This window comes from Streptomyces sp. NPDC017991, from assembly GCF_044328075.1.
GTDB lineage: Bacteria > Actinomycetota > Actinomycetes > Streptomycetales > Streptomycetaceae > Streptomyces.
In genome coordinates, this window is the sequence record NZ_JBIRGP010000009.1 from 456,463 (window position 1) to 479,220 (window position 22,758).

General features: G+C 71.5%; 16 protein-coding genes. 5 read left to right on the plus strand and 11 right to left on the minus strand.

What is annotated here, in order from left to right; translation table 11 throughout:
* Positions 1-2 precede the first annotated feature (2 nt).
* Positions 3-950, plus strand: a complete 948-nt coding sequence (gene pfkB, locus ACH4DZ_RS27405; RefSeq protein WP_398289978.1) for a 1-phosphofructokinase — start codon at positions 3-5, stop codon at positions 948-950.
* Between the two features lie 196 nt (positions 951-1,146).
* Entirely contained in the window at positions 1,147-3,324 is a 2,178-nt protein-coding gene (locus ACH4DZ_RS27410; RefSeq protein ID WP_398289979.1) for a fructose-specific PTS transporter subunit EIIC, read from the plus strand.
* Between the two features lie 272 nt (positions 3,325-3,596).
* Here ACH4DZ_RS27410 and ACH4DZ_RS27415 read toward each other — a convergent pair whose 3' ends face one another.
* Together ACH4DZ_RS27415 and ACH4DZ_RS27420 are read right to left on the minus strand one after the other, a co-directional pair.
* Complete coding sequence (locus tag ACH4DZ_RS27415; RefSeq protein ID WP_398289981.1) at positions 3,597-4,343, minus strand: DUF6227 family protein; 747 nt, start codon at positions 4,341-4,343, stop codon at positions 3,597-3,599.
* A 157-nt stretch (positions 4,344-4,500) separates the two neighbouring features.
* Complete coding sequence (locus tag ACH4DZ_RS27420; protein ID WP_398289982.1) at positions 4,501-5,700, minus strand: Ig-like domain-containing protein; 1,200 nt, start codon at positions 5,698-5,700, stop codon at positions 4,501-4,503.
* A gap of 496 nt (positions 5,701-6,196) precedes the next feature.
* Between ACH4DZ_RS27420 and ACH4DZ_RS27425 the strand changes: the two genes are divergently transcribed.
* The 3 genes from ACH4DZ_RS27425 (at position 6,197) to ACH4DZ_RS27435 (ending at position 12,944) form a co-directional block, all read left to right on the plus strand.
* Positions 6,197-11,149, plus strand: coding sequence for an ATP-dependent helicase (locus ACH4DZ_RS27425; protein WP_398289983.1), 4,953 nt, complete (start codon positions 6,197-6,199; stop codon positions 11,147-11,149).
* Positions 11,150-11,278: 129 nt separating this feature from the next.
* Positions 11,279-12,109 (plus strand): Fpg/Nei family DNA glycosylase, encoded by an 831-nt coding sequence (locus ACH4DZ_RS27430; RefSeq protein WP_398289984.1) that lies wholly within the window; start codon positions 11,279-11,281, stop codon positions 12,107-12,109.
* Between the two features lie 70 nt (positions 12,110-12,179).
* The gene (locus ACH4DZ_RS27435; RefSeq protein ID WP_398289985.1) at positions 12,180-12,944 is read left to right on the plus strand and encodes an SDR family NAD(P)-dependent oxidoreductase; all 765 of its coding nucleotides are present in this window, start codon (positions 12,180-12,182) and stop codon (positions 12,942-12,944) included.
* Between the two features lie 146 nt (positions 12,945-13,090).
* Here ACH4DZ_RS27435 and ACH4DZ_RS27440 read toward each other — a convergent pair whose 3' ends face one another.
* The 9 genes from ACH4DZ_RS27440 to ACH4DZ_RS27480 form a co-directional block, all read right to left on the minus strand.
* On the minus strand, positions 13,091-13,381 hold the full coding sequence (locus tag ACH4DZ_RS27440; RefSeq protein ID WP_398289986.1) for a hypothetical protein: 291 nt from the start codon (positions 13,379-13,381) through the stop codon (positions 13,091-13,093).
* Positions 13,382-13,516: 135 nt separating this feature from the next.
* The gene (locus ACH4DZ_RS27445; protein WP_398289987.1) at positions 13,517-13,987 is read right to left on the minus strand and encodes a Dps family protein; all 471 of its coding nucleotides are present in this window, start codon (positions 13,985-13,987) and stop codon (positions 13,517-13,519) included.
* A gap of 259 nt (positions 13,988-14,246) precedes the next feature.
* Complete coding sequence (locus ACH4DZ_RS27450) at positions 14,247-14,621, minus strand: helix-turn-helix domain-containing protein (RefSeq protein WP_398289988.1); 375 nt, start codon at positions 14,619-14,621, stop codon at positions 14,247-14,249.
* Positions 14,622-14,730: 109 nt separating this feature from the next.
* Positions 14,731-15,276, minus strand: coding sequence for a CinA family protein (locus tag ACH4DZ_RS27455; RefSeq protein WP_398289989.1), 546 nt, complete (start codon positions 15,274-15,276; stop codon positions 14,731-14,733).
* A complete protein-coding gene (pgsA, locus tag ACH4DZ_RS27460) occupies positions 15,273-16,097 on the minus strand; it encodes a CDP-diacylglycerol--glycerol-3-phosphate 3-phosphatidyltransferase (RefSeq protein ID WP_398289990.1) in 825 nt (274 codons plus the stop codon). The genes ACH4DZ_RS27455 and pgsA overlap by 4 nt, the downstream gene beginning before the upstream one ends.
* Positions 16,094-17,575: a 30S ribosomal protein S12 methylthiotransferase RimO gene (rimO, locus tag ACH4DZ_RS27465; protein ID WP_398289991.1), complete on the minus strand. Its 1,482-nt coding sequence runs from the start codon at positions 17,573-17,575 to the stop codon at positions 16,094-16,096. Before rimO ends, pgsA begins: the two co-directional genes overlap by 4 nt.
* Positions 17,576-17,704: 129 nt before the next feature.
* On the minus strand, positions 17,705-18,562 hold the full coding sequence (locus ACH4DZ_RS27470; protein ID WP_398289992.1) for a helix-turn-helix domain-containing protein: 858 nt from the start codon (positions 18,560-18,562) through the stop codon (positions 17,705-17,707).
* A 359-nt stretch (positions 18,563-18,921) separates the two neighbouring features.
* Positions 18,922-21,684 carry a DNA translocase FtsK gene (locus ACH4DZ_RS27475; protein WP_398289993.1) on the minus strand — a complete coding sequence of 921 codons (2,763 nt, stop codon included), beginning with the start codon at positions 21,682-21,684 and terminating at the stop codon, positions 18,922-18,924.
* A 235-nt stretch (positions 21,685-21,919) separates the two neighbouring features.
* On the minus strand, positions 21,920-22,603 hold the full coding sequence (locus ACH4DZ_RS27480; RefSeq protein ID WP_267029298.1) for a two-component system response regulator: 684 nt from the start codon (positions 22,601-22,603) through the stop codon (positions 21,920-21,922).
* Positions 22,604-22,758 lie beyond the last annotated feature (155 nt).

Genomic DNA, 22,758 nt, shown 5'->3' on the forward strand with positions numbered 1-22,758 from the left:
GCATGATCCTCACCGTCACCCCGAACCCGTCCCTCGACCGTACGTACGAGGTCCCCTCGCTCGACCGCGGCGAGGTCATCCGGGCCACCGGAGAGCGCATGGACCCGGGCGGCAAGGGCGTCAACGTCTCGCGGGCCGTCGCCGCGGCCGGCCGGCGTACCGTCGCGGTCCTGCCGCTGGGCGGCGCCCCCGGCGCGCTCGTCGCCGACCTGCTCGACGCGCAGGGCATCGAGGTCGCACCGGTCCCCGTCGCAGGGGCGACCCGCTCGAACATCGCGCTCGCCGAGGCGGACGGCGTCCTGACGAAGATCAACGCACCCGGGCCCGAACTCACCTCCGCCGAGGAGGAGTCGCTCCTGGAGACCGTGCGCGAACAGTCCCGGGACGCCGACTGGATCGCCTGCTGCGGCAGCCTGCCCCGCGGTCTCGCACCCTCCTGGTACGCGGAACTGGTCGCCCGCGCCCACCGGGCGGGCGCCCGCATCGCGCTGGACACCTCGGGGCCGGCGCTGCTCGCGGCCCTCCGCGAACGGCCCGACGTCGTCAAGCCGAACGCCGAGGAACTCGCCGAGGCGGTCGGCCGCCCGCTCACCACGATCGGCGACGCGGTCAAGGCCGCCGAAGAACTGCGGGAGCTGGGCGCGCGGGCCGTGCTCGCCTCCCTCGGTGCCGACGGGCAGTTGCTCGTCGGCGAGGACGGCGCGTGGTTCGCGAGCGCCCGCGTCGACGTCGTACGCAGCAATGTGGGCGCGGGCGACTCCTCCCTCGCCGGTTTCCTCATCGCCGGCGGCAGCGGGCCCGGCGCGCTCGCCTCCGCCGTGGCGCACGGCGCGGCGGCCGTCCAGCTGCCGGGCAGCGTGATGCCGAGCCCGGCGGACCTCGATCCGGGCGCGGTGACGGTCACCGCGGAGATCCCGGTCGACCGCGTACTGACGGAGCCGGCGTCATGAACACCCACGCGGTCCGTGTAGCCCACGCGGCACACCCAGCGGTAACCGCAGTGCCCGCAGTAACCGCAGCAGCAACTCGGGCAACTCAGGCAACTGGGGCGTCTGAGGCAACTGAGGTAACTGGAGCAACCCCCGTCCCCGTCCCCACCCTCGCCCACAACTCTCCCCGGGCGATACGCGAGCGAAGGAGCCCGCGATGAGCGAGATGATCACCGCGGACCTGGTCGATCTCGACCTGTCCGCCGATACGAAGGAAGCGGCGGCGCGTGCCCTCGCCGAGCGCATGGTGTCTCTGGGGCGGGTGACCGACCTGGACGGATTCCTCGCCGACGTCGCCGCCCGCGAGGCCCAGATGCCGACCGGCCTCGACGGCGGCATCGGCATCCCGCACTGCCGCAGCGAGCACGTCACCGAGCCGACCCTGGCCTTCGGACGCAGCCCGGCCGGGGTCGACTTCGGCGCGCCGGACGGCCCCGCCGACCTGATCTTCCTGATCGCCGCTCCGGCCGGTGCGGACGACGCCCACCTCACGATCCTGTCGTCGCTGGCCCGCCAGTTGATGAACGCCCAGTTCACGACCGCGCTGCGGTCGGTGGACGACGCGGCGTCCGCGGCGGCGCTCATCCGCGGGGACGAACCCGCCGAGGCGGTCGCCGAGCCCGATCCCTCGACAACCGCCGGACCCGCAACTCCCGCCGGACCCGCAGCTCCCGCTGAGCCCGCAGCTCCTGCCGGTCCCGCAGCCCCCGCCGGTCCCGAGGCCGACGTCGATCCCGCAGTCGTCGATCCTGCAGTCGTCGATCCTGCAGTCGCCGATCCCACGGCCGCCGATCCCACGGCCGACGCCGGGGAAGGCGGGCGGCCTGGCCGGCAGCCGTTCCGGATCGTCGCCGTCACCTCCTGTCCCACCGGTATCGCGCACACCTACATGGCGGCCGAGTCGCTGGAGAAGGCGGGCCGCGAGGCCGGTGACGTCGAGATCGTCGTCGAGACGCAGGGATCGGCCGGCTTCACCCGGCTCGACCCCGCCGTCATCGCCGCGGCGGACGGCGTGATCTTCGCGCACGACGTGCCCGTACGGGAGAAGGACCGGTTCGCCGGGAAGCCGACCGTCGACGTCGGTGTGAAGGCGGGCATCAACAAGCCCGCCGAGCTGATCGCCGATGTGCGCGGCAGGGCCGAACGCGGCGAGTCCACCTCGGCCGCCAAGCCCGGCGGCACCCCGGTGGACCGGGCGGGCGACCCCGGCGACGGCTACGGCACCAAACTCCGCAAATGGCTGATGACCGGCGTGAGTTACATGGTCCCCTTCGTGGCCGCGGGCGGTCTGCTGATCGCGCTGGGCTTCGCGATCGGCGGCTACCAGATCAACGAGGCCAAGCCGGTCACCGAGGTCTTCGACTGGGGCCAGATCGACAGCTGGGGCGCACTCCTGTTCCAGATCGGCGGCGTCGCCTTCGGCTTCCTGATCCCCGTCCTCGCCGGCTACATCGCCTACGGGATGGCCGACCGCCCTGGCCTCGTGCCGGGCTTCGTCGGCGGCATGATCTCGGTCAACATCAACGCCGGGTTCCTCGGTGGCCTGGTCGCCGGCCTGCTGGCCGGCGCGGTGGTCCTCGCCATCCAGCGGGTCAAGATCCCGCCGGTGCTGCGCGGCATCATGCCGGTGGTCGTAATCCCGCTGGTCTCGTCCATCGTCGTCGGCTTCCTGATGCTGATCGTGATCGGCAAGCCCATCGCCGAGGCCCAGAAGGCCATGACGGACTGGCTCGGCGGCCTCTCCGGCACGAACGCGGTGCTGCTCGGCGTCCTGCTCGGCCTGATGATGTGCTTCGACCTGGGCGGCCCGGTCAACAAGGTCGCGTACGCCTTCGCCACGGCCGGGATCGCCGTGCAGGACCCCAGCGACTCCGCGATGAAGATCATGGCGGCCGTGATGGCCGCGGGCATGGTCCCGCCGCTCGGCATGGCGCTGGCGACCACCATCCGCAAGAAGCTCTTCACCCCGGCCGAGCAGGAGAACGGCAAGGCCGCCTGGGTGCTGGGCGCGTCCTTCATCTCCGAGGGCGCCATCCCGTTCGCGGCCGCCGACCCGCTGCGGGTCATCCCGGCCTCGATGGCGGGCGGCGCGGTCACCGGCGCCCTGACCATGGCGTTCGGCTCGACCCTGCGCGCCCCGCACGGCGGTATCTGGGTCACCTTCCTGATCGGCAGCCCGTTCCTCTACCTGCTGGCCATCGCGGCCGGCACGGCGGTCACGGCCGGCCTGGTCATCGTCCTGAAGGGCATGCGCAAGCAGGCTCCCGACGGCGGTGCGAAGAAGTCCGCCGACGCCTCGACGGCGCCGCAGCCGAAGGAGCCGGTGGCGGCGTAGGCGCTCCACCGCGAAGCCGGCACACGGCCGTGGGGGGGGGGGGGCGCCCCCCCCCCCCCCCGGCCCGGGGGGGGGGGGGCCGGGGGGGGCCCCCCGCCCCCCCCGGGGGGGGGGGGGGCGCGGCGCCCCCGCCCCCCCCCCCGCCCCCCCCCCGCGGGGGGGGGGGGGGGCCCCCCCCCCCCCGCCCCCCCCCCCCCCCCCGGGCCCCGGCCCCCCCCCCCGGCCCCACGGCCGTGCCTGTACGTATCTCTGCCGTCTCTCGCCACTCTCCGTCAGCGCAGGTTGGTGGCCCGGCGCTCCATGGCCTCCCGGGCGTCCTCCTCCGACGCGTACACCTCACACATGTGCCGTCCGTCGGGCGTCGCCGTGTGCTCGACCTCCCACAGGGACAGCTCGCGGCCGTCCACGAGCAGGAACGCGTGCTCGTAGAGCGAGAAGCACAGCCCCCTCCGGCCGGCCCGGCACGGCCGCCCGAAGGCCTGGGTGATCTGGTGCGCGAACGCCCTGCGCAGCAGCTCGGCCATGTCCTCGCCCGGCCGGTCCGCGTTCTCGGCGCGACGCAGCAGCCGCCGGCCATGGTCCGCCGAGTCGTCCAGCACATAGGCGTGCAGCGGTTCCGGAATGACCGACAGCCGCACCAGGAGGGGCAGTTCGAAGTCGGGCGTGTCCACGGGCAACGGCAGGCGCGCCGTCGCGGTGCGCAGCTCTTCCTCGTCCTCGTAGACCTCGTGCTGGGTGTCGCGGCCCGGCGCGGTGTTGTGGACCAGCTCCCAGAGCGTGAGCGCGCTCCCATCGGCCAGCAGCCACGTATGCCGATACGTCTCGCGGTGCAGCCCCGCGCTGTGGTGCGCGGAGTGCAGTGAACTGTCGTGAGCCAGCGCTCGGTCGAGCCGCCCTATCGTGTCGTCCGGCAGCTCGAAGGAGTTCAGGGCGCGACCGAGGAGTCGCGCGAGATGCTCCTCCGGAGACTCGGGCGACTCGGGTGGCTCGTACGCTGCCGTCTCGTACGGAACGCTCAAGGCTTCTCCCGGCGTTGCTGCATGTCACCTTGTGGGTGCATACCGTAGCCCCTCGGTCGGACATCATGTCCGGGAACCGAGAAAACGTACACACGAAAAACGCCGGGGCCGCGGGAGAAGTTCCCGCGCGGCCCGCGAAAACCACAAAACCCTTAGGTCAGAGGGCACTTCCGGCGGTCCATGCACTCCATGCCATGTTCCAGCCGTTGAGCCCGTTCTCCGGCGAGACCGTTTTGTCGGGGGAGTTCTTGACGGTCACGACGTCCCCGACGAGCGAGTTGTCGAAGAACCACTTGGCGTTCGTGTCGCTCCCGGCGCCCTGCACATCCGCGAGGCCGACGCAGCCGTGACTGGTGCCCTGCTTCCCGAACGGCGGGTTGCCCCTGTCGTACCAGTAGTTGCCGTGGATGAAGGTCCCCGACGTCGTCAGCCGCATCGCGTTCGGGACGTCCGCGATGTCGTACTCACCGCCGTAACCGACCGTCGACCCGTTCATCCGCGTCTGCCGGAACTTCTCGGCGATCACCATCTGCCCGTTGTACGTGCTGTTGTCCGCGCTGCCCGCCGAGATCGGAACCGTCCTCAGGGTCCGCCCGTCACGCACGACCTTCATGGTCTGCGTGTCGACGTCGACGGTGGACACCTGCGAACGCCCCACCGTGAAACCGACCGTCTTGTCCTGCACCCCGTAGACGCCGTTCGCGCCCTCGACCCCGTCCAGGTCGACCTTGGTCGTGACCCTGGAGCCGGCCTTCCAGTACTCCTTGGGCCGGAAGTCCAGCCGCTGCGCCCCGAACCAGTGCCCGACCACCTTCTGCCCGCTGCTGGACGTCACCTCGATGTGCGACTGGACGTCCTTCTTGTTGGTGATCGCCTTGTCGAAGGTGAAGGACACCGGCATCCCGACCCCGACCTTCGCTCCGCCGTCGGGCGTGTACGTCCCGATGAAGCTGTTGTCCGTGGATACCGTGGTGAAGGTGGAATCGGCCGCCACGGTCTTTCCACCGCCACCCTCGGCGGTGGCCGATATCCGATATTCGGTCCCCCGCTCCAGCCGCTTCTCGGGCTTCCAGCTCTTCCCGTCCCCCGCGACCGACCCCGGCACGTCGGCCCCGGTCGCCGACTCGGTCATCTTCACCTCGGTCAACTTCCCGTCGCTGACCTTCACACCGGTCGAGTTGATCGACGCCCCGGCGGAGCCGTCCTTGGCGGAGATCACGATCCGCGCCCCGTCGGACCCGCCGGCCTTGTCGTCGGCCTTGGCGTCGCCGCTGCAAGAGGTGAGAGTCAGGGCGCCGACCATCAGGGCGGCACAGGCCACCAGCGTGCGCCTCGCTGTTGCGTCGGGCGTTGTCACGGGCTGCTCCAGGGTCTCGTGATGGGAACTGGTCCGCTCCGCTCCGTGGCGGAGGAACCACGGACAAGGAGGCGAACCCGGACCGCCCGGGTTCCCACAGCCGGCCCCGAACACCATCACGTGACAGAGTCGGGACAATCCCGGTCTCCACAAGACCACTTGCCCGCCTGCGCTTTGCCCCCCCCCCGGGGGGGGGGGGGGGGGGGGGGGGCCCCCCCCCCCCCCCCCCCCCCCCCCCCCCCCCCCCCCCCCCCCCCGCCCCCCCCCCCCCCCCCCCCCCCCCCCCCCCCCCCCCCCCCCCCCCCCCCCCCCCCCCCCCCCCCCCCCCCCCCCCCCCCCCCGCCCCCACCACAGGACAGGCAAGCACCCAGCCAACCGCACCCCACAAGCCACACCAGCCCCCTCCTCCCCGCCTCCCGCCCCCACCCCCGCCCCGCCCCACCCCGCCCCCGCGCAGGTCAGCGCCATTGTCAGTGCCCGGGTGCAGGATGGACGCATGGTCAGCGACACACACCGAGCCCTGGGCGGCTTCTCCCCCGCGACCCGCGCCTGGTTCACGGGAGCCTTCTCCGCGCCCACCGACGCCCAGGCAGGCGCGTGGAAGGCCATCGACGAGGGCTCGGACGTACTGGTCGTAGCCCCGACCGGCTCCGGCAAGACCCTGGCCGCATTCCTCGCCGCACTGGACCAGCTGGCCTCGACACCACCCCCGGCGGACCCCAAGAAGCGCTGCCGAGTCCTGTACGTGTCTCCGCTCAAAGCCCTCGCGGTGGACGTGGAGCGCAACCTCCGCAGCCCCCTGACCGGCATCCGACAGGAGGCCGTCCGCCTGGGCCGCCCCGAGCCCGAGGTGAAAGTCGGCATCCGCTCGGGCGACACCCCACCCGCCGAGCGCCGCACACTGGCCACCCGCCCCCCGGACATCCTGATCACGACTCCCGAGTCACTGTTCCTGATGCTCACCTCGGCCACGCGCGAGGCACTGACGGGCATCGAGACGGTGATCCTGGACGAGGTGCACGCCGTCGCGGGCACCAAGCGCGGCGCCCACCTGGCCCTGACCCTGGAGCGGCTCGACGAACTCCTGCCGAAACCGGCCCGCCGGATCGGCCTCTCCGCCACAGTCCGCCCGGTGGACGAGGTCGCCCGCTACCTCTCCCCCCACCGCAAGGTGGAGATCGTCCAGCCCCCCTCCGGCAAGGAATTCGACCTCTCCGTGGTCGTGCCCGTCGAGGACCTGGGCGAGCTGGGCGGCTCCCCGGTGGCCGACTCCGACGACCGCGCGGAGAAACCCTCCATCTGGCCGCACGTCGAGGAAAAGATCGCAGACCTCGTCCAGTCCCACCGCTCGACGATCGTCTTCGCCAACTCCCGCCGCCTGGCGGAGCGCCTCTGCAACCGGCTCAACGAGATCGCGTACGAGAGGGCGACGGGCGAGCCCCTGGAGGAGCACCACTCCCCGGCCGAGCTGATGGGCGGGTCGGGCGCCACCCAGGGCGCCCCGCAGGTCATCGCCCGCGCCCACCACGGCTCGGTCTCCAAGGAACAGCGCGCCCTGGTCGAGGAGGACCTCAAAGCAGGCCGCCTGCCCGCGGTGGTGGCCACCTCCAGCCTTGAACTGGGGATCGACATGGGAGCGGTGGACCTGGTCATCCAAGTGGAGTCCCCGCCCTCAGTGGCATCCGGCCTGCAGCGCGTAGGCCGCGCAGGCCACCAGGTAGGGGCGGTCTCCACCGGCGTGGTCTTCCCCAAGTACCGCGGCGACCTCGTACAGGCCGCAGTGGTCACCGAGCGCATGCGCACCGGCTCCATCGAATCCCTCCGCGTCCCGGCGAACCCCCTCGACGTACTGGCCCAGCAGATCGTCGCAATGACGGCGCTGGACACCTGGCAGTACGACGACCTGCTGACCACGGTCCGCCGGGCGGCACCGTTCGCCTCACTCCCCGAGTCGGCGTTCACAGCGGTGCTGGACATGCTCGCAGGCCGCTACCCGTCGGACGCCTTCGCGGAACTGCGCCCACGCGTCGTGTGGGACCGGGTCGCCGGCACGGTCACAGGCCGCCCGGGCGCACAGCGCCTGGCGGTCACCTCCGGCGGCACGATCCCCGACCGCGGCCTCTTCGGAGTGTTCCTGGCCGGCTCCGACCCGAAGAAGGGCGGCGGCCGGGTGGGCGAGCTCGACGAGGAGATGGTCTACGAGTCCCGGGTCGGAGACGTCTTCACGCTGGGCACCAGTTCCTGGCGCATCGAGGACATCACACGCGACCGCGTCCTGGTCTCCCCCGCGCCCGGCGTGCCGGGCAGGCTGCCGTTCTGGAAGGGCGACCAGCTCGGACGCCCGCTCGAACTGGGCCGCGCGCTCGGCGCGTTCCTCCGCGAGGTCGGCTCGATGCCCAAGGACGACGCCCGGCTGCGGCTCCTCACCGCGGGCCTGGACACCTGGGCCGCGGAGAACGTCCTCTCCTACCTGGCTGAACAGCGAGAGGCCTGCGGCCACATCCCGGACGACCGCACCATCGTCGTCGAGCGGTTCCGCGACGAGCTGGGCGACTGGCGGGTCGTCGTGCACTCCCCCTTCGGCGCGCAGGTCCACGCCCCCTGGGCGCTCGCGCTCGGCGCCCGCCTCTCCGAGCGGTACGGCATGGACGCCCAGGTCATGCACGCCGACGACGGCATCGTGCTGCGCCTCCCGGACGCCGACCTGATGAGCCTGGACCTGCTCGACCAGGAGCCCGTCAAGCTGGGCACGGAGTACGACGCCGAGCAGGCCCCCGTGGGCGCGGCGGACATCGCCTTCGACAAGGGCGAGGTCAACCAGATCGTCACGGACCAGGTCGGCGGCTCGGCCCTGTTCGCGTCCCGTTTCCGTGAGTGCGCGGCCCGCGCCCTGCTTCTCCCGCGCCGCAGCCCGGGCAAGCGCACCCCCCTGTGGCAGCAGCGCCAGCGCGCCGCGCAACTGCTCCAGGTGGCCAGCGAGTTCGGTTCCTTTCCGATCGTCCTGGAGGCGGTCCGCGAATGCCTCCAGGACGTCTTCGACGTCCCCGGCCTCGTAGAGCTGATGGGCGACCTGGAGTCCCGCAAGGTCAGACTCGTCGAGGTCACAACCCCCGAGCCGTCCCCGTTCGCCCGCTCCCTGCTGTTCGGTTACGTCGCCCAGTTCCTGTACGAGGGCGACTCGCCCCTCGCCGAGCGGCGCGCCGCGGCCCTGTCGCTGGACTCACGTCTGCTCGCCGAACTGCTCGGCCAGGCGGAGCTGCGCGAGCTCCTGGACGCGGATGTCCTGACCGAGCTGGAGCGCGAGCTGCAGTGGCTGACCGAGGACCGCCGGATCAAGGACGCCGAGGGCGTCGCGGACCGGCTGCGGATGCTGGGCCCGCTGACCGAGACCGAGCTGACCGAGCGCGGAGCGGATCCGGAGTTTGCTCGTGAACTGGCCGCGGCCCGCCGCGTCATCCGGGTCAGGATCGCCGGGGTGGACCACTGGGCGACGATCGAGGACGCGGGCCGACTTCGCGACGCGCTCGGCACGGCGCTGCCCGTCGGTGTCCCCGAGGCCTTCACCGAGCCGGTCAAGGACCCGCTCGGTGACCTCCTCGCCCGGTACGCGCGCACGCACGGCCCCTTCACCTCGACCAGCGCGGCGGCGCGCTTCGGTCTCGGTGTCGCGGTCACGGAGGGCGTCCTGCAGCGGCTCGCGGGGAGCGGCCGGGTCGTACAGGGCGAGTTCCATCCGGCGGGCATCGGCCAGGAGTGGTGTGACGCGGCGGTGCTGCGCAGACTGCGGCGCCGTTCGCTGGCCGCGCTGCGCCACGAGCTGGAGCCGGTGCCGCCGGCCGCACTGGCGCAGTTCCTGCCGCAGTGGCAGCACCTGGGCAGCGGGCACGGACTGCGCGGCCTCGACGGACTCGTACGGGCGGTCGAGCAGTTGCAGGGCGCCTCAGTGCCGGCGTCCGCACTGGAGAAGCTGGTCCTGCCGTCCCGCGTCTCGCACTACGCTCCCACGATGCTCGACGAACTGACGGCCGCGGGGGAGGTCATCTGGGCCGGCGCCGGCGCACTGCCGGGCAAAGACGGCTGGGTCTCCCTGTACCTGGCGGACGCGGCGCCGCTCCTCCTGCCGGCTCCGCATCCCCTGGAGCTGACAGCGCTCCACCAGTCGGTCCTGGACGCCCTCTCCGGCGGCTACGGCCTCTTCTTCCGCCAGATCACCGACCAGGTCCGGGCCACCACGCACCCGGGGGCCACCGACCCCCAGCTGGCAGACGCCGTCTGGGACCTGGCATGGTCGGGCCGCCTGACGAACGACACGCTCGGCCCGATGCGTTCCCTGCTGGGTTCGGGCCGCACCGCGGGTTCCACCGCGCACCGCGCCAAGCGCACGGTCCCCCGGGGGAGGTACGGGAGCCTGACGGCCGCCGCGCGTCCCACCTCGCGCACGGGCCCGCCGACGGTCGCGGGCCGCTGGTCGCTGCTGCCCGGCCAGGAGCCCGACGCCACGGTGCGCGCCCACGCCCTGGCCCGCACCTTGCTCGACCGGCACGGTGTGGTTACCCGGGGCGCGGTCGCCGCGGAGGGCGTGGAGGGCGGTTTCTCCGCCGTCTACCGCATCCTGTCCGTCTTCGAGGAGAGCGGCCAGGCGCGCCGCGGCTATGTGGTGGAAGGGCTGGGGGCCGCGCAGTTCGCGATGGACGGCGCGGTGGACCGGTTGCGCGCCGCGGCCACGGCACGCGAGCGGGGCGAGTCGCTGCCGGAGCCCGCTTTCCAGGGTGCCCCGGCGCTCGGTCACTCCGGCGCGCCCACGCCGAACCCCTTCGACAGGCCCGCCGGGCACCCGGATCCCTTCGACGGCAACCTGGACTTCCTGTCCACCGACGTGAGCGCGGACAACGACCCGTACTCCTCGAACGGCGGTTCCGGACGCCCTTCCGGCTCCGGCCCCGGCTCCTCGGCGCCCGGTTCCGGGCGAGGTTACGCGTCTCCGTACGCCGACTCCCCCCGTTCGGCCCCGCAGGCGTTCCCCGGCGGCCTGTCCTCCCGTACCCGTGCGAGCAGCGCGAACCGCGCCGTCGTGCTGGCCGCCGCCGACCCCGCGAACGCCTACGGCGCGGCCCTCCCCTGGCCCGAGCCCCCGACCGGCGCAGGCCACAAACCCGGCCGCAAGGCAGGCTCCCTGGTCGTGCTGGTGGACGGCGAGCTGACCCTCTACATGGAGCGAGGCGGCAAGACGCTCCTCGCCTGGCCCGCCGCCCCGGACGAGACAACCCTGCACGACGCCCGTCTGCGCACGGCCGCCGAGGCGCTCGCCGCGTCCGCCGGCGCGGGCTCCCTCGGCACGGTCACCGTGGAGCGGGTCAACGGCGCCTCCGCGCTGACATCCGAGTTCGGCACCCTCCTGGAAGGAGCCGGCTTCCACGCGACCCCACGCGGCCTGCGCCTACGCGCTTAGGAACACCACCCGCCCGCCTGAAGCACCCACCCACCGGCCGTACGCCCCAGCCCCGCCGGCCCGGGAGCACCGCCCATCCGCCACGACGCCCCCGCCCACTCCCTGCCACCCCGTGCCACCCTGGATCCCATGCCCGAAGGAGACACCGTCTGGCAGGCCACCCGGCGCCTGCACAACGCCCTCGCGGGCCACGTGCTGACCGTTTCCGACCTCCGGGTCCCCAAGTACGCCCTGACCGACCTCACCGGGCGCACGGTCCTGAGCGTCATCCCGCGCGGTAAGCACCTGCTCACCCGCGTCGAGGGCGGCCTGACCCTGCACTCGCACCTGCGGATGGACGGTTCCTGGAGGATCTACGCCCCGGGCGAGCGCTGGCGCGGCGGCCCCGCTCACCAGATCCGCGCGATTCTCGGCACCGAGGAACGCACGGCCGTCGGCTACCGGCTCCCCGTCCTGGAACTGCTCCACACCGCCGACGAGGACCGCGCGGTCGGCCATCTCGGCCCCGACCTCCTGGGCCCCGACTGGGACCCCGACAAGGCCTTGGCGAACCTCCTCCGCGACCCCGACCGCGCCCTCGGCGAAGCCCTCCTCGACCAGCGCAATCTCGCCGGCATCGGCAACGTCTTCAAGAGCGAGATCTGCTTCCTGCTCCGCGTCACCCCCTGGCTCCCCGTCGGCAAGCTCCCCACCGACTACGCCGCCCACCTGCCGACGGTCTCCAAGAAGCTCCTGGAATTCAACCGCGAGCGCCCCACCCGCGTCACCACCGGCCGCGACGACCAGACCCTGTTCGTCTACGGCCGCGCGGGCCGCCCGTGCCTGCGCTGCGGCACCCGGATCCGCGTGGCGAACCAGGGCGACGGCTCCCGCGAGCGCCCCACGTACTGGTGCCCGACCTGCCAGCTGGGCCCGTCCCCACAGCGCGGTGCGCCGCAACACCCCGGCCCGGCCCGGTGAGGACGGCCCCGCCAAAGCCGCCCCCGCAAGACCAATTGACGGCCCGTCAGATCGCTCGTACGGTCCCCGCATGCCCGTCACGGCGTACGACCTCACCGGACGCACCGCATTCGTCACCGGCGCGGCGAGCGGCATCGGCCGCGCCTGTGCCGTGCTGCTCGCGGAGGCGGGTGCGACCGTCCACTGCGCGGACCTGGACGCCCAGGGCCTGGACAGGACGGCGGCCCTGATCAAGGACGCGGGCGGTACGGCCCGTACCCACCCCCTCGATGTCACCGACCGCGTTCGGCTCGGCGAGGCGGTCGCGAGCTGCGCACGCCTGGACGTCATGGCCGCTGTCGCAGGGATCATGCACAGCAGCCCGGTCCTGGAGACGCGCGACGAGGATCTCGACCGTGTCCTCGGGGTCAACTTCAAGGGCGTCCTGTACGCCTGCCAGGCGGCGGCCCGCTCGATGCTGGCCTCCGGCACGCACGGCAGCATCGTCACGATGGCTTCGGGAGCCGTCGACACCGGCGGGCCGGGGCTGCTCTGCTACGGAGCCGCGAAGGCGGCCGTCGTGCAGCTGACGAAGACCCTGGCGACCGAGATGGGTCCGCACGGCATCCGGGTCAACGCGGTCGCGCCGGGCTGGATCCGTACGCCCATGACCGACCGGCACGACCAGGAGGCTCAGGCACGGACGGAGGCGTTCATGTCACGGAGGTCGCCACTGGGCCGGGTCGGCGAGCCCGAGGACATCGCCCACGCGGTCCTGTACCTCGCCTCCGACGCCTCGGCGTTCACGACAGGCCAGATCCTCCGCCCGAACGGGGGCGTGGCGATGCCTTGGTAAAGCGAAACAACAACCCGCACCACCCCACACGCACCCCAGGCACTCCAGGCACTCCAGGCACGCAAACACAGCGGGCACCTCAGGCACTCCAGGCACGCAAACACAGCGGGCACCCCACCAGGCACCAGCAGTCACAGTCGGCCACCTCAAAAAGGTTCGCCCGACTCCACCACCAGCCCGCGCCGCCGCCTCCGCCAAGCCCGTGAAGCCCGCCGCACCCACTGGTCCGACCCGGCAGCCCCCACGGCCCGCCCCTTGGGCACGCAGTGCACCGGAAGCAGGCTCAGTCCCCATCCGCCGGCCGCGACCGCCCCCTCCAGCACCCCGGCATCGACGGCGAAGGCCAGCCGTATCACGGCCCACCACCACAGCCCTCCGGCGCCCAGAGCCAGCACCCACCTGCCTATTCGCCCGATCCGTCCCATCCGCCCAGTCATGGCACCGCCTCCAGCCCGACGCTAGACCGCCGCGTTTCCCTCTCGACAGGGCGCACCAGCACAACAGGAGCGCACCGGGCGCACGAACGGCTCCCACCCCACCGCGGCACGCCCTGAACAGAAGCAACCCCGCCGCTACCCGTTCTCCGCCTGGAACATCCAGTGGTGCTTCTCAAGGTCGGCGGTGATCTGGATGAAGATGTCCTGGCTCACCGGGTCCGCCTCCCCCGTCGCCCCCACCCGCTGCCGCATCCGTCCGATCACGGCTCCGAGGGCGTCCACGAGGGCCCCCACCGCGTCGGCGTCCTTCACCCACCCGTCCGTCACGGGCCCGATTCCGCTGCTGTTGGCGACGGTCGCGGCACGTCCGTCCGGCGAGACACCGAGCGTGGAGGCACGCTCCGCCACGGTGTCGGAGTGCAGCCGGGCGCTGTCGACGACCTCGTCGAGCTGGAGGTGTACGGACCGGAAGCGCGGCCCCACCACGTTCCAGTGGATCTGCTTCGCCACGAGCGACAGATCCACCAGGTCGACCAGAGCGCCTTGCAGCGCCTCGGACACGGTCTTCAGATCGGCATCGGACAGCGGGCTCTTCACGACGTACATCGACATCCTCCGGTCAGCAGCACCCCCGGGCCTTGTCCCCCGCCCTCCACCATCGCCGCCCCAGCCGATACCGGCAAACGCGACAAACCCCACCTTCCCCGGAAGCCGCGCCCCGGCCGCAACGCAAAAACCCCGGCCGCACTCCCCCAGGTCTCCCCGGAGAAGCCCCGGCCGGGGCTCTCACACAGTTCTTCTCAACACTTCTTCGCAGCGCTGCGAACGGCAGTCTTCTCAGCTCACAGAGGTGAGCCGACGAGCGTCAAGCGGCGACGACGTCGACCGCTTCCGCAGGCGCCTTGATGGTCACCCGTTCCGGCGGCACACTGCGCACCGAGACGGAGTTGAGCCTCGGGCGTACCGGTGTGGGTACAGGCTCGGTGGCCGCTGCCGACTGGGCCAGTTCGGCCAGTGCGAGTTCGTCGCTCACTTCCCGCATGAGCTCGGACATCCGTACGTCCAGCGCGTCGCAGATCGCGGAGAGCAGTTCGGAGGAAGCCTCTTTCTGCCCCCGCTCCACCTCGGAGAGATAGCCGAGTGAAACTCGGGCGGACGAGGAGACTTCGCGCAGAGTACGGCCCTGGCGCTGGCGCTGCCGACGCAGCACGTCACCAAGCAGGCGACGGAGCAGAATCATCGGTGGCTCCCTCCTCGGTCCGCGTAGCCGCATCCTTCTCGCCCCACCGTACCGCCTTGTGCCGCGGCCGTGCGGGGAGCGATGTCGTGTTCACTCAGGGCTGCAAACATCAAAACCCCCCGTTCTGTTCCGTATCCTGTGCCCGATCATTCCCAGGGTGTTCGCTCACAAGCCGCTCCAGAAGCAGGGCGAGCACGCTCCGTACACTCTCCATACGGATTTCCGTCCGGGAGCCGTTCAACCGCAGCGCGGACACTTTCCCGCCATGAGCGCTTTCATGCGTCGCCTCGGACGGCCCGTGAACAGCGATGAAAACCGTGCCGACCGGCTGCCCGTCCTGGGACTCCGGGCCCGCGACTCCGGTGGTCGATATTCCCCAGTCCGCGCCGAGCACCTTGCGGACGCCGGCCGCCATCTGGGCCGCGACCTGCGGATCCACCGCTCCTCGCTGATCCAGCAGAGTGGCGTCGACACCCAGTACGTCACGCTTGAGGTCGGTGGCGTACGCCGTCACCGAGCCGCGGAAGGCCTTGGAGGCCCCGGGCACCGCCGCGAGTTCCGCTGCCACCAGACCGCCGGTCAGCGACTCGGCGACAGCAAGGGTTTCGCCCCTCACTGTGAGTAGTCGCAGCACTTCGGCGGCCGTGGACGTCACGCTTCCGCCTCCTCGGCGGCGGCCTTGCGCTCGGCCATTCCCTCACGCCGCAGCACAATGGCCTGTCTCACATAGTCGGCACCGGTGACGACGGTCAGTGCGACCGCCCCGGCCATCACCCAGAACCTCAGGGTCGCCAGCGGCCCCGTCAGCGCCAGGACGTACATCCCGACGGCGATGCCCTGTGTCAGCGTCTTCAGCTTGCCGCCGCGACTGGCCGGGATCACGCCGTAGCGGATCACCCAGAAGCGCAGCAGGGTGATCCCGAGCTCTCGCCCGAGGATCACGCCTGTCACCCACCACGGCAGATCGCCCAGGTAGGAGAGGCAGATCAGTGCCGCTCCCATGATCGCCTTGTCGGCGATCGGGTCGGCGATCTTCCCGAAGTCGGTGACGAGGTTGTACGTCCGTGCGAGATGACCGTCGAAGACGTCCGTGATCATGGCGACGGCGAAGGCCGCCCAGGCCCAGGCCCGCCATACGGGGTCGTATCCGCCGTCGGCGAGCATCAGCGCCACGAAGCCCGGCACGAGTACGAGCCGGAGCATGGTGAGCAGATTGGCGACGTTCCACACGCTGGCCTGGTTGACGGCCGCGTCGATCAGCTTGCCGCCGCGCGGCGTCTTCGGACCCTGGGGTCCCGATACGCCCGCACCGGACACACCCGTACCGGAAGCGCTCGTACCGGAAGCGCTCGTACCGGAGAAGCCCGGACCGGAGTTTCCCGCGCCAGGGGCATCAGGGGCGCCGGGAGCACCGGCAGCACCGCGTGTACGGGGCGCGCCGGAGCCGCCCGCCGCAGGTGCCGGGACTCCTGTCATCTGGCCGCCTCCTCAGTACACACGAGCGAGCCCGGGAGCGGCTCGGCCACCAGGTCGACACCTTCCGTACCGACCACCTTCGCCTCGACCATACGGCCGACGGTCAGTCCTTCGCCGCTCGTGAACACCACCTGGCCGTCGGTCTCGGGCGCCTGGTGCGCGGCGCGGCCGTACGCCGGCTCGTCCTCCGCGGCCGATCCGAGGGACTCGACCAGCACCTGGAGGGTCTCGCCGACGCGCTCCTCCGCCCGTTGGGAGACCAGCTCCTCGGCGAGCCGGGACACGCGCGCGAGGCGCTCGGCGACGACGTCCTCGTCCAGCTTGTTCTCGTAGGTGGCCGCTTCGGTGCCGTCCTCGTCGGAGTACCCGAAGACACCGATGGCGTCCAGGCGCGCCGCGGTCAGGAAGCGCTCCAGCTCCGCCAGGTCGTCCGCGGTCTCGCCGGGGAAGCCCACGATGAAGTTCGACCGCACGCCGGCCTGCGGGGCCTTGGAGCGGATCGTGTCGAGGAGCCCCAGGAACTGCTCGGTGTTCCCGAAGCGCCGCATCGCGCGCAGCACCCCGGGGGCGGAGTGCTGGAAGGACAGGTCGAAGTAGGGGGCGATGTTCGGCGTCGAGGTCAGTACGTCGATGAGGCCGGGGCGCATCTCGGCGGGCTGCAGGTAGCTGACGCGCACCCGCTCGATGCCCTCGACCTCGGCGAGTTCGGGAAGCAGCGTCTCCAGGAGGCGGATGTCGCCGAGGTCCTTGCCGTACGAGGTGTTGTTCTCGGAGACCAGCATGACCTCCTTCACGCCCTGCTCGGCGAGCCAGCGCGTCTCGCCCAGGACGTCACTGGGACGGCGCGAGATGAAGGAGCCGCGGAAGGACGGGATGGCGCAGAAGGAGCAGCGCCGGTCGCAGCCGGAGGCGAGTTTCACGGAGGCCACCGGGGAGCCGTCGAGCCGCCGGCGCAGGGGCGCACGGGGGCCCGAGTCGGGGGCGAGTCCTTCGGGGAGGTCGACGGGGCCGTGTCCCGGAAGGGCGACGTCCGCTCCGGCGTCCTGCCGCTCGGCGGGGCTGATCGGCAGCAGCTTGCGCCGGTCGCGCGGGGTGTGGGCGGCGTGGATCCCGCCGTTCAGGATGGTCTGGAGCCGGTCGGAGATGTCCGCGTAGTCGTCGAAGCCGAGCACGCCGTCGGCCTCGGGGAGGGCCTCGGCCAGTTCCTTGCCGTACCGCTCGGCCATGCAGCCGACGGCGACGACCGCCTGGGTTCTGCCATGACCCTTGAGATCGTTGGCTTCCAGAAGGGCGTCGACCGAGTCCTTCTTGGCGGCCTCGACGAAGCCACAGGTGTTGACGACCGCGACGTCCGCGTTCTCGGCGTCCTCCACGAGGTGCCAGCCGTCCGCCTCCAAGCGGCCTGCGAGCTCCTCCGAGTCCACCTCGTTACGGGCGCAGCCAAGGGTGACGAGTGCGACGGTACGGCGTTCAGGCATGGGCTCAAGACTACTTCGTCCCACCGACAGCCCACGTCGACGGGGTTGGCCGATGCCGGCCAACCCCGTTTCCGCCTGCCCGGGAGGCCGGGCGGATGTACGAACACGCGCCTCCCGGTACGTTACGGCTCAGCCGACCTCGGGGTCGCCCTTCGTGTAGGTCAGGCGCTCCACCTGGCCCGGCTGGAACTCGTCGTCGATCTTCTTGCCGTTCACGTACAGCTGGATGGCGCCCGCGTCGCCGAGGACGAGATCGACCTTCTCCTGGTCCTGGAAGGTCTTGGAGTCGCCCTGTTCCAGGAGGCCGTCGAAGAGCAGCCGTCCGTTGTGGTCCTTGGCCGAGATCCAGCTGCGGCCGTCGGGAGCGCTGACCTGGACGGTGACCTTGTCCTGCGGCGCGGCCGCGATGGCGTCGGACGGGTCGGACTTCGGGGTGTCGGGCTTGGTCGGCGTCGGCTTGGTCTTGGCGGGCTTGCTGGCGGTGGGCGTCGACCCCTCCGCCACCTGCGTCGTCTTTCCGTCGCCGTCGTCACCGCTGAACATCGTGAATCCGACGAAGCCGATCACGGCGACGATCGCGGCGACCATGGCCGCGGTCCAGTTGGGACCCCGGCGCTCGGGACGGATCCGCTCCGCCTCGAACATGGGTGCGGCCGGGGTCGGCGCGGGCCGCCCGCCGTGGTCCGCGTCGTAGCGCTCAAGCAGCGCGGACGGGTCGAGCTCGACGGCGCGGGCGAGCGTCTTGATGTGCCCGCGCGCGTAGACGTCACCGCCACAGGGGCCGAAGTCGTCCTGCTCGATCGCGTGCACGATGGCGATACGGACCCGGGTGGCGTTACTGACGTCGTCGACGGTCAGCCCCGCCGCGATGCGCGCCTGCCGCAGGGCGTGGCCTACCGAAGGCTGATCGTCCTCTACGGAGGGGCGCTCGTCCTGAGGGGAGTTGTCGTCAGAGGAGTGGTCGTCAGGGGAGTTGCCGATGGACACGGGGGCGCCTTTCGAGCGTAAAGCCACCTGTGCTGGAGGTTCAGTCTAGGGGGGGTGTGAAAGGGCGGGGCAACCGGGCGGTAGGACTTTGTACGCCATCAGAATGGCCGGTCGTCATCCTGATGCCGGGACATGTCTCTGCCCTGTCCCTCAACTTGACGTGCGACGAAGGGAAACGGTTGCTCACCGTTTCCTTACGGGTGAGTCACGTTCGGATCACCCCGACGGCCCCGACAGGGTCACCCGGGTGGCCCGACCCACCGCACGGAGGGAAGCGGTCCACTCCCGTGGAGGGAAACGGCCCGCTCTCCCGGAAGGCCGGCCCGCTCAGGTCCGGAAAAGCGGCCCGTCCTGTCTCCCTAGGACTCCGCCTGCCCCCGGATGACCGCCAGCACTCCGTCCAGCTCGTCAGCCTTCACAAGAACGTCACGAGCCTTGGATCCCTCGCTGGGTCCGACGATGTTGCGGGACTCCATGAGGTCCATCAGCCGCCCGGCCTTGGCGAAGCCGACGCGCAGCTTGCGCTGGAGCATCGAGGTCGACCCGAACTGCGTGGAGACGACCAGTTCGGCGGCCTGGCACAGCAGGTCGAGGTCGTCGCCGATGTCCTCGTCGATCTCCTTCTTCTGCTTGGTGCCCACGGTGACGTCGTCCCGGAAGACCGGCGCCATCTGGTCCTTGCAGTGCTGCACGACGGCCGCGACCTCGTCCTCGGTGACGAAGGCGCCCTGCATACGGGTGGGCTTGTTCGCCCCCATCGGCAGGAAGAGTCCGTCGCCCTTGCCGATCAGCTTCTCGGCGCCGGGCTGGTCGAGGATGACGCGGCTGTCGGCGAGCGAGGAGGTGGCGAAGGCGAGCCGGGACGGCACGTTCGCCTTGATCAGACCGGTGACGACGTCGACGGACGGCCGCTGGGTGGCGAGCACGAGGTGGATGCCTGCCGCGCGCGCGAGCTGCGTGATGCGCACGATCGAGTCCTCGACATCGCGCGGCGCGACCATCATCAGATCCGCCAGCTCGTCGACGATCACCAGCAGGTACGGGTACGGGGACAGCTCCCGCTCGCTGCCCTCGGGCAGCTTGACCTTGCCCTTCCTTATGGCGGCGTTGAAGTCGTCGATGTGCCGGTACCCGAAGGCCGCCAGGTCGTCGTACCGCAGATCCATCTCCCGTACGACCCACTGCAGCGCCTCCGCGGCCCGCTTCGGGTTGGTGATGATGGGTGTGATCAGGTGCGGGATGCCCTCGTACGCGGTCAGCTCCACGCGCTTGGGGTCGACCAGGACCATGCGCACGTCCTCGGGGGTCGCCCGCACCATGACCGAGGTGATCAGGCAGTTGATGCACGAGGACTTTCCGGAGCCGGTCGCTCCGGCCACCAGGACGTGCGGCATCTTCGCGAGGTTGGCCATCTCGTAGCCGCCCTCGACGTTCTTGCCGAGCGCGACGAGCATCGGGTGGTCGTCCTCGGCGGCGTCCGCGAGACGCAGTACGTCGCCCAGGTTGACCATCTCGCGGTCGGAGTTGGGGATCTCGATGCCGACCGCCGACTTGCCGGGGATCGGGCTGATGATCCGCACATCGGGGCTGGCGACGGCGTACGCGATGTTCTTGGCGAGCGCCGTGATCCGCTCGACCTTCACGGCGGGGCCCAGCTCGACCTCGTACCGGGTGACCGTCGGCCCGCGTGTGAAGCCGGTGACGGAGGCGTCGACCTTGAACTCCCTGAAGACGTTCTGGAGCGAGGCGACGACCGCGTCGTTGGCGGCGCTGCGCGTCTTGCCGGGGCCGCCGCGCTCCAGCAGGTCGAGCGACGGCAGGGAGTAGGTGATGTCGCCGCGGAGCTGGAGCTGCTCGGCCCGGGCCGGAAGATCACGGGACGTGTCGGGGGCGGGTTTGGTGAGGTCGGCGACCTCGGCCTTCAGCATCTCCTGCTTGGGCCTGGCGCTCCTGGCGCGTGCGGCGGGCACCGGAGTGGACTCCTCGCGCCGGGCGGCCTCCTCGCCGGTACGCGAGTCCTCGCGCTCACCCCGGTCGGTGCCCACGCCCTGCGTGAGGTCGGCCACCAGGGGCGAGGGCGGCATCCCGTGCAGCACCGCGCCGTCGAGCGCCGCGGCGGCGGCAGCGGCCACGTCGACGGCGTCCATGGGCCGGTCCAGCGCGGGCTGCTGCACCGCGGGCCGCCTGCGGCGGCTCCGGCGCTCCGAGAGCGCCTCCTGCTCGGCGTCGTCCGGGTCGTACGCCTCGGGCGCCGCCCGGCGCCTCCGGGGGCTCTCAGGCAGCGCCTCACGCCACTGCTCGTCGTAGCGCTCGTCGTCGTCCTCGGCGAACACGTCGTCGCTCGCCCGCGGCTGCAGGACGCCCAGCCGGACCCCCAGCAGCCGCAGCCGGTGCGGAATCGCGTTGACCGGGGTCGCGGTGACCACCAGCAGCCCGAAGACCGTGAGCAGCACAAGGAGCGGCACCGCCAGGACGTCACCCATGGTGTACGTCAGCGGAGTCGACGCACCCCAGCCGATCAGTCCGCCCGCATCCCTTATCGACTGCATGCCGTCACTGCGCGCGGGCGCCCCGCAGGCGATGTGGACCTGGCCGAGCACGCCGACGGCGAGCGCGGAAAGGCCGATGACGATGCGTCCGTTGGCCTCGGGCTTCTCGGGGTGCCGGATGAGCCGGGCGGCGACGACCGCCAGCAGTATCGGCACGAGCAGGTCGAGGCGGCCGAAGGCGCCGGTCACCAGCATCTCGACGAGGTCGCCCACCGGGCCGCGGAGGTTGGACCAGGTCCCCGCCGCGGTGATCAGGGTGAGACCGAGCAGCAGGAGCGCGAGGCCGTCCTTGCGGTGCGCCGGGTCGAGACCCTTGGCGCCACGCCCTATGCCGCGGAACACGGCGCCGACGGCGTGCGCGACACCGAGCCAGAGGGCGCGTACGAGCCTGTACACGCCCCCTGTCGGACTGGGCGCCGGCTTCGGGGGCGGGGCTTTGCGGGCTGCGGCCTTCTTCGCGGGCGGCCTTTTCGCGGGAGCTTTCTTCGCGGGGGCCCTCTTCGCCACAGCCTTCGTCGGAGCGACCGCCTTCTTCGCGGGCGGCTTCTTGGCTGCGGGCTGACGTGAGGCCATGGGTGTGAGGTTACCGGTGGAGACCACTGCGGACACGTGTGCCTACTGCTTCACCCGTTCGTGTCGCCCGTTCCCGGCGCCGAGCTGACGCCGGCTCAGCGGCAACCTCGGCCGCGGAGAACGCCGTTCGGCCCACGCCGGGCCGTACACACGGGAAGGCCGATCAAGACAGGTCCACCCGGCCCACGGCAACCCACAAGCCTCACAACAGGCCCGACTCAGTTCCTGGAAGGGCTCAGTTCTGGGACGGCAACGAAGCCGCCCCGTTCCCCGTGCCCGGCTCCAGCGCGTCCAGCGCGCGACGCAGTCCCGTCAGTTTTCGTTCGAGATGGGCCGCGGTGGCCACCGCCGCCGCGTCCGCCGAATCGTCGTCCAGCTGCTTGGACAGGGCCTCTGCCTGTTCCTCGACGGCCGCCAGCCGCGCGGAGAGTTCGGCGAGCAGTCCGGCCGGCTCCTTGGTGTCACCGAGAACCGACTTGCCGCCGCCCTCCAGCTGCAGACGCAGCAGCGCCGCCTGCTCCCGGAGTTGGCAGTTCTTCATGTAGAGCTCGACGAACACCGAGACCTTCGCGCGCAGCACCCACGGATCGAACGGCTTGGAGATGTAGTCCACCGCACCCGCCGCGTACCCGCGGAACGTGTGGTGCGGCCCGTGGTTGATCGCGGTGAGGAAGATGATCGGGATGTCCCGGGTCCGTTCCCGCCTCTTGATGTGCGCGGCGGTCTCGAAACCGTCCATGCCCGGCATCTGGACGTCCAGCAGAATGACCGCGAAGTCGTCCGTGAGCAGCGCTTTGAGCGCTTCCTCCCCGGAAGATGCCCGTACCAGTGTCTGATCGAGCGCAGAGAGGATGGCCTCCAGCGCCAGCAGATTCTCCGGCCGGTCATCGACCAGGAGGATCTTGGCCTTCTGCACCATGGCCCGCCCTCCTCGTCCCGGCAGTGCACCGGGCGCCGCCCCAGGGGACGGCTTCTGAGCGCCGCCCGTCCTTGTGCCGGTCATGGTAGCCGCACCCCGCCTGTCGCCACACCCTGTCACCGCGATGTCACTGTGCACGTAGCAGAAACGCGGCG